Here is a 12,341-nt window from a genome sequence, read left to right on the forward strand (position 1 = left end):
AAAAAAAACCTGCTAAAAATAATAGCAGGTTTTTAATTTTATAAAGTCTAAAGTATTAGGCTTGTGGTAAGTTTTTAATGTCTTCTTTAGTAACTTCTATTTCTTTTTCTACGTTTACTTTAACATTTTCTAAAGCATTTATTTTTGCATTAACTTCTTCTTCTGTTCCTGTAAACACATGCTTTTTTACTGTAGATGTTCCGTTTTCAAAAGTTGTTGACGTTACATTAGCTGTAACTGTACCATCATTATTGTCTTGCATGATTACTTTTACTTTAACCTCTTTTTGGTCTTTTGCCAAGTTATCGCCCATAATAACTTCAACTTCTTTAGTCATTGCCATACCTTCTTCAGCATCATGATTTCCTAAAATTGGAGCAATTACTAATCCTACTAAACAGGTTAATTTAATTAAAATATTCATAGATGGACCAGATGTATCTTTAAAAGGATCACCAACAGTATCACCAGTTACTGCAGCTTTGTGTGCATCACTTCCTTTATATTCCATTTTACCATTAATCTCAACACCAGCTTCAAAAGATTTTTTAGCGTTGTCCCATGCTCCACCAGCATTATTTTGGAAAATTGCCCACATGACACCAGATACACAAACACCAGCCATATAACCTCCTAATGGTTCTGCTCCAAAAACTAGTCCGATAATTATCGGAGTAATAATAGTGATTAATCCAGGTAAAATCATTTCTTTTAATGCTGCTTTAGTTGAAATATCAACACATTTAGCATATTCTGGTGTACCAGTTCCTTCCATAATTCCAGGAATTTCTTTAAACTGGCGACGTACTTCTTGCACCATTTCCATTGCGGCTTTACCAACAGATTGCATAGCTAATGCCGAGAAAATTACAGGAATCATACCTCCAACAAATAGCATTGCTAATACATCTGCTTTAAAAATGTTTATCCCATCAATACCTGTAAAAGTTACATAAGCCGCAAATAATGCTAAAGCTGTTAAGGCTGCAGATGCAATTGCGAATCCTTTACCTACTGCTGCTGTTGTATTACCTACAGAATCTAAAATATCTGTACGTTCTCTTACGTGTGGCTCAAGTTCGCTCATTTCTGCTACTCCACCTGCGTTATCTGCAATTGGTCCAAATGCATCAATAGCCAACTGCATTGCAGTAGTTGCCATCATTGCAGAAGCTGCTAAAGCAACGCCGTAAAATCCTGCTAATGCATATGACCCATAAATTGCTGCTGCAAATAATACTACAGAAGCAAAAGTAGATTTCATACCTACAGCTAAACCTGCAATAATATTTGTTGCTGCACCTGTAGAACTATTTTTCACAATATCTAAAACTGGTTTTTTACCTAAACTTGTATAGTGCGCCGTAACCATCGAGATTAATGCTCCTACTGCTAATCCAATCATTGCAGCATAAAATACGTGCCTTGACGGAATAGCCTTTACACCTTCTCCGAAGAAGCTCATTTGTAATGTTTCTGGTAACATCCAACGAATTAAAAACCAGCTAGCTACTAAAGTTAAAATGATAGCAACCCAGTTTCCTAAATCTAATGCTTTTTGTACTTGAGGCTCTTTTGCATCGTTTGAAGAAATTCTTACTAAAAATGTTCCTAAGATAGAAGCTAAAATACCTACTCCTGCAATTACTATTGGTAATAATATTGGTCCCATACCGTTAAAAGACTCTAACATTGTACCTGCATCTGCCATATCTTTGATGATATAGTTACCCAATACCATAGCAGCTAAAACTGTTGCTACATAGCTACCAAATAAATCTGCTCCCATACCTGCAACATCACCAACATTATCACCTACATTATCAGCAATTGTTGCTGGGTTACGAGGATCATCTTCTGGTATACCGGCTTCAACTTTACCTACTAAATCGGCTCCAACGTCAGCTGCTTTTGTGTAGATACCACCACCAACACGAGCAAAAAGTGCGATAGATTCTGCACCTAAAGAAAAACCAGCTAAGGTTTCTAAAACGATAGTCATATTTTTATAAAAAGAACCTTCATTACCCATAAATTGTCCTAAGAACAATAAGAATAATAAACTAAGTCCTAAAACTGCTAAACTAGCGACACCAAGTCCCATTACGGTTCCTCCTCCAAAAGACACTTTTAATGCTTGTGGTAAACTTGTTTTTGCAGCTTCGGCAGTACGTGCGTTAGCATCTGTTGCAATTCGCATTCCTATATTTCCTGCTAAAGCAGAAAAAACAGCTCCGATAATAAATGCAGGAATAATCATCCAACTAGTTGTTGCTACAACTTGAGATATCCCAAAAAGTGCAATTGAAGCGATTACTACGAATATGGCTAGCAACCTATATTCTGCATTTAAAAAAGCTAAAGCTCCTTCTTTAATAGATTTAGAAATACCTTGCATTTTCTCGTTACCAGCAGCTTGCTTTTTTACCCAAGCCATTTTAACGAACATAAATACAAGTCCAAGAACTGCCAATGCTATTGGCACATAAATCATATTTGATTCCATATTTATTTTGATTTGTTAGTATTAATTATCGTAAATGTAACAAAATGGAAGCTAATACAAAAACCCTTACACGCAATATGTAAGGGTTATAAATATTTAAAATATTGATTTTAATTAAATTAAGAAATCGCCGTTAGCTTTGTGCTCACTGTTTTCGTATCTGTCTACACATTTGCTTACAATTTCGTAAGCTTCTTTTGCGTCTCCCCAACTGCCAACATCTACTTTCTTTTTTTCTAAGTCTTTATATACTTGGAAGAAGTGAGTAATTTCATCTAAACGGTGCGGATTAATATCTGCTATATCATTTTTTGTACTCCAAATTGGATCAGATACTGGTACACAAACTATTTTTTCGTCTGGACCTTTTTCATCAGCCATATGGAAAACTCCGATTGGTTTTACCTCAACAACACACATAGGAAACGTTGGCTCATGTCCTAAAATTAATACGTCTAACGGATCACCATCTAAAGCTAGTGTTTGTGGGATAAATCCGTAATCTCCTGGATACATCATCGAAGAGAATAACATACGGTCAAAACGTATTTTTTTTAATTCAAAGTCATATTCGTACTTGTTTCTACTTCCTTTAGGTATTTCTACTAAAGCATCAAATGTTGTTTCTCCTTTTGGGCTCATCTAAACTATTTTATACGCTAATAGCGCTATTTATTAATAACTATTTAAAAATAAGGGTTGCAAAAGTAAGAGATTATTTAGGTTTAGGCAAGAGAAAAGAGTTTGACTTTGTAAAATTAATATAGCAAACTAAGTTATAAACTGTTGATTTTAAAAATAGAAGCCAAAACTACCTGTTACCCCAAATTTTCTAGCATCAGGATATAAAACCGCGTCTGTGTAATTCCCTCTAAAGTTGAAATCTATTCTAAAGACTTTGAAAATGTTTCCTACACCAAAACTATATTCGTAGTAAGGCTCTCGGTTTGGAGCTTCGTAAATTAATCCTGATGCATTAATATTTCTATTCTCTTGTGATATATTTCCTATAACTCCTCTTGCACCAATTATAGCTCTTAAATTGTATTTTTTTAAGAATGGAATACGAGAAAATAATCTTCCGTTAAAATTATGTTCTATGTGAAGTGTTGCGTATTCATCGGTAACGAACTCGTAAAAATCAAGATTTGAAAAGGTGTTATAAATTGAAAAATAACTTTGATTACCAGGCACAACACTTAACAAACCTAAAGGAACTTCGCCAAAAGTTTTACCTGCTTCTATAGTTGTGTAGAGTCTTCCAAAACCTCCTATTGCCCAAGGTTGCGTGTAAGAAAACTGAACTTTAGTATAATCAAAATCACTATTTAAAACACTTTGATCTCCAATCGAAACTTGTACAAAAAGCCTTGCGAAATCATCATTTTTTGTTCTTCGTTCTACTCCAAAACCTGTCATTTCTCTTTTCGGAAAATAAGAAAGTGAGATTGCAGTTTCGTATTGTTTAACTTCAGATTTTGTTGTTGTTTGTGATGCGTCTGTATAATAATCTAAACTAAATGTTTTTGATGCCGACTCTAACGTACGATAGCTTCCGCTTAAGCGTGTTACAAAATTTCTAAAAGGCTCTGCTTCTATCGCTAAAGTGCTAAGATTTATACTAGTTAGTTTATCATTTGTTCCGGTTCCTACTACTGATGAACTTGCTAAACTACGTCCTAAAACATCTGTGCTATTAGTCAGACTTGCACCTATTTGCTCGACATCGCGACGGTTTCCTCCGGAAATTATTAATCTACTTTTTTTATCTAATAGCCATTTTCCTGAAATACCATATTTAAACTTATCGTCTCTAAAACCGTATGCTGTAAATCCTTCGATACGCCATAAATCATTTTGCCCAAAATAGGTACGTCCACCAGCACGAAGTCTTACGCCTTCAACTTCATTATAACCAAAGGTTGAAAATATGGGTCCGTAGTCTAAGTTTAAATCATCAAACTCGATATAACCAGATGCTAGAATGCTTCCTAAGTTGTAAAGTCTTTTAAATTTCTTTGTTTGTTTTAAAGAGTCTAACATGGTGTACACACCTTTTTCATCTTTACTCAAAGACTCCATGCGGTTTTTATCCCAAAAACTATCGTCTTGATTATAAATATCTTCATCAAAGCTGTATACTTTTTCTTTGTAAAATTTAGGGTCTTTCTCTTCGTTAAACTTGTAATTATCGTAAAGTGTGGTACGTTTTCCATAGATTCCTCTAGATTTTTCCTTTTTATTAAAGGCAAAATCTGACATAAAATAATCGCGTTTTATTAAAAAGACAGAATCGTTTAACACTTCAAAATCTTGCTCTATATAAATTTCTTTCACCCAATTTATATTAGCGCTTTTAGACGCTTGCATATTGATATTTTTTAATGCAAATGTGGTATCTGCCACCCAAAAATCGCCTTTAAAAGTAAGTTCGTTTTTACGTCTTGGATAATAAATAATATTGTAGCACCATTTATTATCTATATATGTACTGTCTGAAAGCACATAGTTATAGGTTTGAATTCCGGTACGTGAGATTGGGCTAACAAAACTTTTATCAAAAAACTTTAAATAGTTATCATAGACATCGTAATCTGAATACAAATCGTCTACAAAGTCAATAATTACTTGATTATTACTAAACCCTGAGTTTTTATTTCCTTTTAAAATTTCTCGTTTTTCGTTTATTACATTATCACCGTAAACCTCGCTAGCAGCTTCGTTAATAAACATTGGTAAATACGTTTTACCAGTCACTTTAGAAGTATCTACCTGATTAAAAACAAACTCCATACCCTTAAACAACTTACTTTCTATAAGCGAGCTATCTATGGTGTTAAGGTCAAATTCAACTTTTTCGTATTTATCGTATTGATATTGTTTGTACTGTTTAAGTCCGTTACTACGTTTATTTGCCCATATTTTTCTTAAAATATCAATTGCAGGATTGTTCTTTTTAGGTTGTTTACCAGAGACAATAACCACTTCATCTAATGCAGCAGCTTCTTCTTGAAGCGTCACCTTTAACTGATAAGTTACTCTTTTTTCAAGTTGAATTTCTTGAGTTTCAAAACCAATGAAAGATATTTTTAATACGTCCCAATTATTTTCGTCTTCAATATAAAAGGTACCTTCTTCATTAGTTATTACTCCTATTGAAGAACCTTTAAAAATTACATTTGCAAAAGGCACCGGATTATTTGATGCGTCAAAAACTTGACCACTAACTTTGGTTTGTGCTAACGCAGAAATGATGCTAAAAAGAAAAAAAAGGGCAGAAAAAAGTTTATTCATTAATTTTGATTTATAAACAAAAAAACTTCATCAACAATCGTGCTAATGAAGTTTTGATATAACGAAAATAATAATTTTTTATTTGTACATCACTTTTTTAACAGCCTTTATCACATCGTTATGGTTTGGTAACCACTCTTCTAACAATACTGGACTGTAAGGTGCTGGTGTATCTGCAGTGTTTATTTTTACAATTGGTGCATCTAAAAAGTCAAATGCTTCGCTTTGTACAAGGTAAGTAATTTCAGTTGCTACGTTACCAAATGGCCAAGCTTCTTCTAAAACTACTAAACGGTTTGTTTTCTTTACAGATTCTAAAATAGCTTTTCTGTCCATTGGTCTAACTGTACGAAGATCTATAATTTCAACAGAGATTCCTTCTTTTTCAAGTTCGTCTGCAGCTTTGTAAGCTTCTTTTATAATTTTTCCAAAAGAAACGATGGTTACATCTGTTCCTTCACGCTTAATATCTGCCACACCTAATGGTATAGTGTATTCTCCTTCTGGCACTTCACCTTTATCACCATACATTTGTTCAGACTCCATAAAAATAACTGGATCGTCATCACGTATTGCAGATTTTAATAAACCTTTTGCATCATATGGGTTAGAAGGCACTACCACTTTTAAACCTGGTGTATTAGCAAACCAGCTTTCAAAAGCTTGACTATGTGTAGCTGCTAATTGTCCTGCAGAAGCTGTTGGACCTCTAAAAACAATTGGACATTTAAATTGTCCACCGGACATTTGTCTAATTTTTGCAGCGTTATTTATAATTTGGTCAATACCAACTAAAGAGAAGTTAAAGGTCATATATTCTACTATCGGTCTATTACCAGTCATGGTAGACCCAATAGCCACACCAGCAAAACCAAGCTCTGCAATTGGTGTATCAATAACACGTTTTGGACCAAACTCGTCCAACATACCTTTAGATTCTTTATAAGCACCATTATATTCTGCTACTTCTTCACCCATAAGGTAGATGCTTTCGTCACGACGCATTTCTTCGCTCATGGCTTCAGCAATAGCTTCTCTAAACTGTATTGTTTTCATTAAAATATCTATTTGAATTGCAAAAATAAGAATTAATAAAAAACTTACAGTAAAAGAATTCTTTAAAATTTATTATGCACGCATAGTAAATTTTAAAAATATTTCCATATCTTCGTAACCACAAGATTTTAGAGCGTTTTTTGCTTTGAAATTTTATAAAAAATTGCTGTTCAGCCTACGTTACTACAACGTTTTAGTAGGTTTAAAAGCATTCATTTAAAAACTAAATAAATTAAAAAATATGAAAATTTTAGTGTGTATTAGTCACGTACCAGACACTACTTCAAAAATTAATTTTACTGATGGAGACACAAAATTTGACACTAACGGTGTTCAATTTGTAATTAATCCTAATGACGAATTTGGTTTAACCAGAGCGATGTGGTTTAAAGAAAAACAAGGCGCTTCTGTAGACGTTGTTAACGTTGGTGGACCAGAAACCGAGCCTACTTTAAGAAAAGCATTAGCTATTGGTGCAGATACTGCTATTAGAGTAAATGCCGAAGCTAAAGATGGTTATCAAGTTGCTAAAGAATTAGCTAAAGTGGTAAAAGATGGTGGTTACGATTTAGTAATTGCTGGTCGTGAATCTATTGACTATAACGGTGCAATGGTACCAGGTATGTTAGCAGAAATGGTTGACGCCAACTTTGTTACTAACTGCATTAGCCTTGAAGTAGATGGCACTAACGCTAAAGCTACAAGAGAAATTGATGGTGGTAAAGAAAGTGTATCTACAACATTACCTTTAGTAATTGGTGGACAAAAAGGATTAGTAGAAGAAAGCGATTTACGTATACCTAATATGAGAGGTATCATGATGGCTAGAAAAAAACCTTTAAACGTCCTTGAACCTGTTGGAGCAAGTACAGAAACTGGATCTGTTAAGTTTGAAAAACCAGCTCCAAAAGGTGAAGTAACTTTAGTTGCTCCTGATAACTTAGACGAATTAGTTAATCTTTTACACAACGAAGCTAAAGTAATCTAACCATATCATATAGTTAGATTAGGAATTTAGTTTCAGAAATTAAAAATTTAAAAAACATGTCAATTTTAGTATATACAGAATCAGAAAACGGAACTTTAAAAAAAGCTGCTTTTGAGGTTGCATCTTACGCTAAAGCAGTTGCAGACCAAATGGGTACAAGCGTTACTGCTGTTGCAGTTAATGTAAATGACACTTCAGAGTTAGGTAAATATGGTGTAGACAAAGTGCTTAACGTATCTAACGATGGTTTAGCTAAGTTTAACGCAAAATCTTATGCTTCAGTTTTATCTCAAGCTGCAAAGCAAGAAGGATCTAAAGTAGTTGTGCTTAGTCAAAGTGCAGACAGTAAATATTTAGCACCATTATTATCTGTAGGATTAGACGCAGGATATGCATCTAATGTAGTAGCTGTTCCAACATCTACGTCTCCTTTTACAGTAAAACGTACTGCTTTTACAAATAAAGCATTCAACTTTACAACTATAGATACAGATGTGAAAATTGTTGGTGTATCAAACAACTCTTTTGGTTTAGTTGAAAACAGCGCAAGTGCTTCTTCTGAAGATTTCTCTCCAGAAATCGCTATATCTGGTGTTACTGTTGAGTCTGTAGATAAAGTTACAGATAAAGTAACTATTGCAGATGCAGAAATAGTAGTATCTGCTGGTCGTGGTCTAAAAGGACCTGAAAACTGGGGAATGGTTGAAGAATTAGCAGACGTTTTAGGTGCAGCAACAGCATGCTCTAAACCAGTTTCTGACTTAGGCTGGAGACCTCATAGCGAACACGTTGGACAAACAGGAAAACCTGTCGCTTCTAACCTTTACATTGCTATTGGTATTAGTGGTGCCATCCAACATTTAGCTGGTATTAATGCCTCTAAGGTGAAAGTAGTAATCAACACAGATCCTGAAGCACCTTTCTTTAAAGCGGCAGATTATGGTGTTGTTGGTGATGCTTTTGAAGTCGTACCTCAACTTATAGAAAAATTAAAAGCTTTTAAAGCAGCAAACGCTTAATTTTTTTTAACTTTAAGTCTGATATAATAAGGACTGTTTAAATTTTGCACAAAAAACTAACCCTTACGGTTTGGTAAAGTCCTAATTTAAACAGTTCTTTGTGTTTTTGATTGCATGAGTTTAGTAAGACTAAATATTAAAGGAATTTCGTACAGCCAAACCCAAAATGGCGCCTACGCGCTTATCTTAAACGAGGTAGACGGCGACCGTAAATTACCTATCGTTATTGGTGCTTTTGAAGCACAATCTATAGCTATTGCTTTAGAAAAAGAAATTAAACCACCAAGACCACTTACCCACGATTTATTTAAAAATTTTGCAGACCGTTTTGACATTGTTGTCAAACAAGTCATTATTCACAAGTTGGTAGATGGTGTTTTCTACTCGTCATTAATCTGCGAACGCGATAAAATTGAAGAAATTATTGATGCAAGAACCAGTGATGCTATTGCATTAGCACTTCGTTTTCAAGCTCCAATTTTCACTTACAAAAACATTTTAGATAAAGCTGGAATCTACTTAAAAGTAGAACCTAAAGACGAAAATGAAGACGAAGATGACGTATTAGTTAATGAAATAATTAACGAAGAATTAGAATTAGAAACCTCTTCTTCTGAAGACGAATTAAAGTCGAAAAGCTTAGAAGAACTTCATAAACTTTTAGATGAAGCTGTTAACAACGAAGACTACGAAAAAGCAGCAAAATTAAGAGACGAAATATCTAAAAGATAATTTACCCTTTTTACAGATGAAAAACTTTTTACTAGTTACAGCGACCATCTTACTTGCATTAACCTCTAGTTTTGGGCAAGACATTAGCAAAGATTGGTTGTTAGACACAAGTAATACTATTGCTTCAGATAGTACTGCAACAAAAATTTTAAAAGACGAAATTTTATCATTAAACAAAGGTGCTTTTAAGCTTAATACAACTTCTGGAGATTACCTTTTTCAAAACAATCTTTTGGTATTTTATTATGACCAGCCTTATGAAGTTGTAAAAAAGTTTAAAGTAAAAACCCTAACAGATTCAACATTAGTACTATCTCAAAAAGAGAATATTTACAATTTTGTTGTAAAACCACAAACTGAAGCTCAAACCGCAGTTGCAGAAGCAGATCAAATTATCCCAAATCAAGGATTTTCTTTTACTAGCTTATGGCGTGGTGCTTTGGGCATGATTTCTTTAATCATTATTGCATTTCTATTTAGTAGTAACCGCAAGGCAATTGACTGGAAAATTGTTGGTATCGGACTCGCTTTTCAACTACTAATTGCAATTGGTGTTTTAAAAGTTGATTTTATCAAAAATGCTTTTGAATTTATTGGTGGACTTTTTGTAAGCGTTTTAGATTTTACTAGAGCTGGAAGTAAATTTTTATTTGAAGGTTTAGTAGTAGACATGGATACTTTTGGTTTCATTTTTGCCTTTCAAGTATTACCAACTATTATTTTCTTTTCAGCATTAACATCTGTTCTTTTCTACTTAGGTATTATTCAAAAAGTAGTAAAAGGAATGGCTTGGTTATTATCTAAAGCTTTAAAAATTTCTGGAGCAGAAAGTTTATCGGTTGCTGGAAATATCTTTTTAGGCCAAACCGAAGCACCTTTATTAATTAAGGCATATTTAGAAAAAATGAACAAATCCGAAATGCTTTTGGTGATGATTGGTGGTATGGCAACCGTTGCTGGCGCTGTACTTGCGGCATATATCGGGTTTTTAGGTGGTGAAGATGAAGCTTTACGCCTGTTCTATGCAAAACATCTATTAGCAGCTTCTGTTATGGCTGCGCCAGGTGCTATTGTCATTTCAAAAATATTATATCCACAAACCGAAAAAGTAAATACAGATGTTACTGTTTCTCAAGAAAAAATTGGTTCAAATATTTTAGATGCTATCGCAAATGGTACAACCGAAGGTTTAAGACTTGCTGTTAATGTTGGAGCAATGCTTTTAGTATTTGTTGCTTTTATCGCTATGGTAAATGGGATTTTAGGTTGGGTTGGAGACGTTACCACATTTAACTCTTGGGTTGCTGGTAACACGCCTTACGAGAGTCTTTCTTTAGAATTAATCTTAGGTTACATCTTCTCGCCTCTTATGTGGTTAATTGGTGTTGCTAAAGAAGATATGGCTTTAATGGGGCAACTTTTAGGAATTAAATTAGCTGCATCAGAATTTATTGGATACATTCAATTAGCAGATTTAAAAAACATAGCAAATCCAACACATTTAAAATATGAAAAGTCTATAATTATGGCAACTTATATGTTATGTGGATTTGCAAATTTTGCTTCTATCGGTATCCAAATAGGCGGTATTGGTTCATTAGCGCCTGGACAACGTAAAACCTTATCACAATTTGGTATAAAAGCTTTAATTGGAGGAACAATTGCTTCGCTAATTTCAGCAACAATAGCAGGAATGATTATTGGTTAAAACAATTTCTGCGAAAGCAGAAATCTTTAAATCTAAGACGTAACTTTTTCATTTAAAAATAGTAGTTGATAACTTTTAATATCTTAAAATCAATTAACTAATTAACTACATTGATTTTTATTTATTTTCGTTTTCAGCTATTCCTTATTTCAAAATAACTAGCTATTTTTATAACTAAAAATGAGATTTCTGCTTTCGCAGAAATAGTATTATGAAGCAATATCACGACCTTGTAAAGCACGTTTTAGAACACGGCAACGCAAAAGAAGACCGTACAGGAACAGGTACCAAAAGTGTTTTTGGTTACCAAATGAGATTTGATTTAAGTGAAGGTTTCCCAATGGTAACCACAAAAAAACTTCACTTAAAATCTATTATCTATGAATTACTTTGGTTTTTAAAAGGCGATACCAACATTAACTATTTACAAGAAAATGGTGTAAGAATCTGGAACGAATGGGCTGACGAAAACGGAGACCTTGGTCCTGTTTACGGGCATCAATGGAGAAACTGGAATAGTGACGAGATTGACCAAATAAAAGAAGTTATAGATACACTAAAAAACAATCCAGATAGTAGACGTATGTTGGTTTCTGCTTGGAATCCTTCTGTAATGCCAGATACATCAAAAAGCTTTAGCGACAATGTAGCTAATGGCAAAGCAGCGTTACCACCATGTCATGCGTTTTTTCAGTTTTATGTGGCTAACGGTAAATTATCTTGCCAATTATATCAACGTAGTGCAGACATCTTTTTAGGTGTTCCTTTTAACATCGCGTCTTATGCTTTATTTACAATGATGATGGCACAAGTTTGTGGTTATGAAGCTGGTGAATTTATCCACACTTTCGGAGATGCCCATATTTACAATAACCATTTAGAGCAATTGGAACTGCAATTATCTAGAGACTGCAGACCATTACCAACAATGAAACTAAACCCTGACGTTAAAGATATTTTTGATTTTAAATTTGAAGATTTTACATTAGAAAATTACAATCCGCATCCACATATTAAAGGAGCAGTTGCAGTTTAAAA

The 12,341-nt window shown here is 33.8% G+C and carries 9 protein-coding genes; 5 read left to right on the forward strand and 4 right to left on the reverse strand.

The window, feature by feature from the left end; all coding sequences use genetic code 11:
• Window positions 1-55 precede the first annotated feature (55 nt).
• From WA327_RS01025 to WA327_RS01040, 4 genes are all read right to left on the reverse strand, one after another.
• Window positions 56-2,506: a sodium-translocating pyrophosphatase gene (locus WA327_RS01025; RefSeq protein ID WP_336065433.1), complete on the reverse strand. Its 2,451-nt coding sequence runs from the start codon at window positions 2,504-2,506 to the stop codon at window positions 56-58.
• Window positions 2,507-2,620: 114 nt separating this feature from the next.
• The gene (locus WA327_RS01030; RefSeq protein ID WP_336065436.1) at window positions 2,621-3,148 is read right to left on the reverse strand and encodes an inorganic diphosphatase; all 528 of its coding nucleotides are present in this window, start codon (window positions 3,146-3,148) and stop codon (window positions 2,621-2,623) included.
• Between the two features lie 150 nt (window positions 3,149-3,298).
• Window positions 3,299-5,800, reverse strand: a complete 2,502-nt coding sequence (locus WA327_RS01035) for a DUF5686 family protein (protein WP_336065439.1) — start codon at window positions 5,798-5,800, stop codon at window positions 3,299-3,301.
• 78 nt (window positions 5,801-5,878) lie between these two features.
• On the reverse strand, window positions 5,879-6,856 hold the full coding sequence (locus WA327_RS01040; protein ID WP_336065443.1) for a pyruvate dehydrogenase complex E1 component subunit beta: 978 nt from the start codon (window positions 6,854-6,856) through the stop codon (window positions 5,879-5,881).
• 241 nt (window positions 6,857-7,097) lie between these two features.
• Between WA327_RS01040 and WA327_RS01045 the strand changes: the two genes are divergently transcribed.
• The 5 genes from WA327_RS01045 to WA327_RS01065 all read left to right on the forward strand — a co-directional run bounded on the left by WA327_RS01045 (window position 7,098) and on the right by WA327_RS01065 (window position 12,339).
• Complete coding sequence (locus WA327_RS01045) at window positions 7,098-7,844, forward strand: electron transfer flavoprotein subunit beta/FixA family protein (RefSeq protein WP_304141793.1); 747 nt, start codon at window positions 7,098-7,100, stop codon at window positions 7,842-7,844.
• A 56-nt stretch (window positions 7,845-7,900) separates the two neighbouring features.
• Window positions 7,901-8,863, forward strand: a complete 963-nt coding sequence (locus WA327_RS01050) for an electron transfer flavoprotein subunit alpha/FixB family protein (protein WP_336065447.1) — start codon at window positions 7,901-7,903, stop codon at window positions 8,861-8,863.
• A 114-nt stretch (window positions 8,864-8,977) separates the two neighbouring features.
• A complete protein-coding gene (locus WA327_RS01055; RefSeq protein WP_304141790.1) occupies window positions 8,978-9,595 on the forward strand; it encodes a bifunctional nuclease family protein in 618 nt (205 codons plus the stop codon).
• Window positions 9,596-9,611: 16 nt separating this feature from the next.
• On the forward strand, window positions 9,612-11,303 hold the full coding sequence (locus WA327_RS01060; RefSeq protein WP_336065451.1) for a nucleoside transporter C-terminal domain-containing protein: 1,692 nt from the start codon (window positions 9,612-9,614) through the stop codon (window positions 11,301-11,303).
• Between the two features lie 211 nt (window positions 11,304-11,514).
• Entirely contained in the window at window positions 11,515-12,339 is an 825-nt protein-coding gene (locus WA327_RS01065; RefSeq protein ID WP_336065454.1) for a thymidylate synthase, read from the forward strand.
• Window positions 12,340-12,341: the final 2 nt, after the last annotated feature.

It is taken from the genome of Mesoflavibacter sp. CH_XMU1404-2, from assembly GCF_037029465.1.
Taxonomy (GTDB): domain Bacteria; phylum Bacteroidota; class Bacteroidia; order Flavobacteriales; family Flavobacteriaceae; genus Mesoflavibacter.

Bases quoted from the DNA above. Each gene is read 5' to 3' on its own strand.
- WA327_RS01025 (WP_336065433.1), bottom strand. From the start codon at position 2,506: ATGGAATCAAATATGATTTATGTGCCAATAGCATTGGCAGTTCTTGGA.
- WA327_RS01030 (WP_336065436.1), bottom strand. From the start codon at position 3,148: ATGAGCCCAAAAGGAGAAACAACATTTGATGCTTTAGTAGAAATACCT.
- WA327_RS01035 (WP_336065439.1), bottom strand. From the start codon at position 5,800: ATGAATAAACTTTTTTCTGCCCTTTTTTTTCTTTTTAGCATCATTTCT.
- WA327_RS01040 (WP_336065443.1), bottom strand. From the start codon at position 6,856: ATGAAAACAATACAGTTTAGAGAAGCTATTGCTGAAGCCATGAGCGAA.
- WA327_RS01045 (WP_304141793.1), top strand. From the start codon at position 7,098: ATGAAAATTTTAGTGTGTATTAGTCACGTACCAGACACTACTTCAAAA.
- WA327_RS01050 (WP_336065447.1), top strand. From the start codon at position 7,901: ATGTCAATTTTAGTATATACAGAATCAGAAAACGGAACTTTAAAAAAA.
- WA327_RS01055 (WP_304141790.1), top strand. From the start codon at position 8,978: ATGAGTTTAGTAAGACTAAATATTAAAGGAATTTCGTACAGCCAAACC.
- WA327_RS01060 (WP_336065451.1), top strand. From the start codon at position 9,612: ATGAAAAACTTTTTACTAGTTACAGCGACCATCTTACTTGCATTAACC.
- WA327_RS01065 (WP_336065454.1), top strand. From the start codon at position 11,515: ATGAAGCAATATCACGACCTTGTAAAGCACGTTTTAGAACACGGCAAC.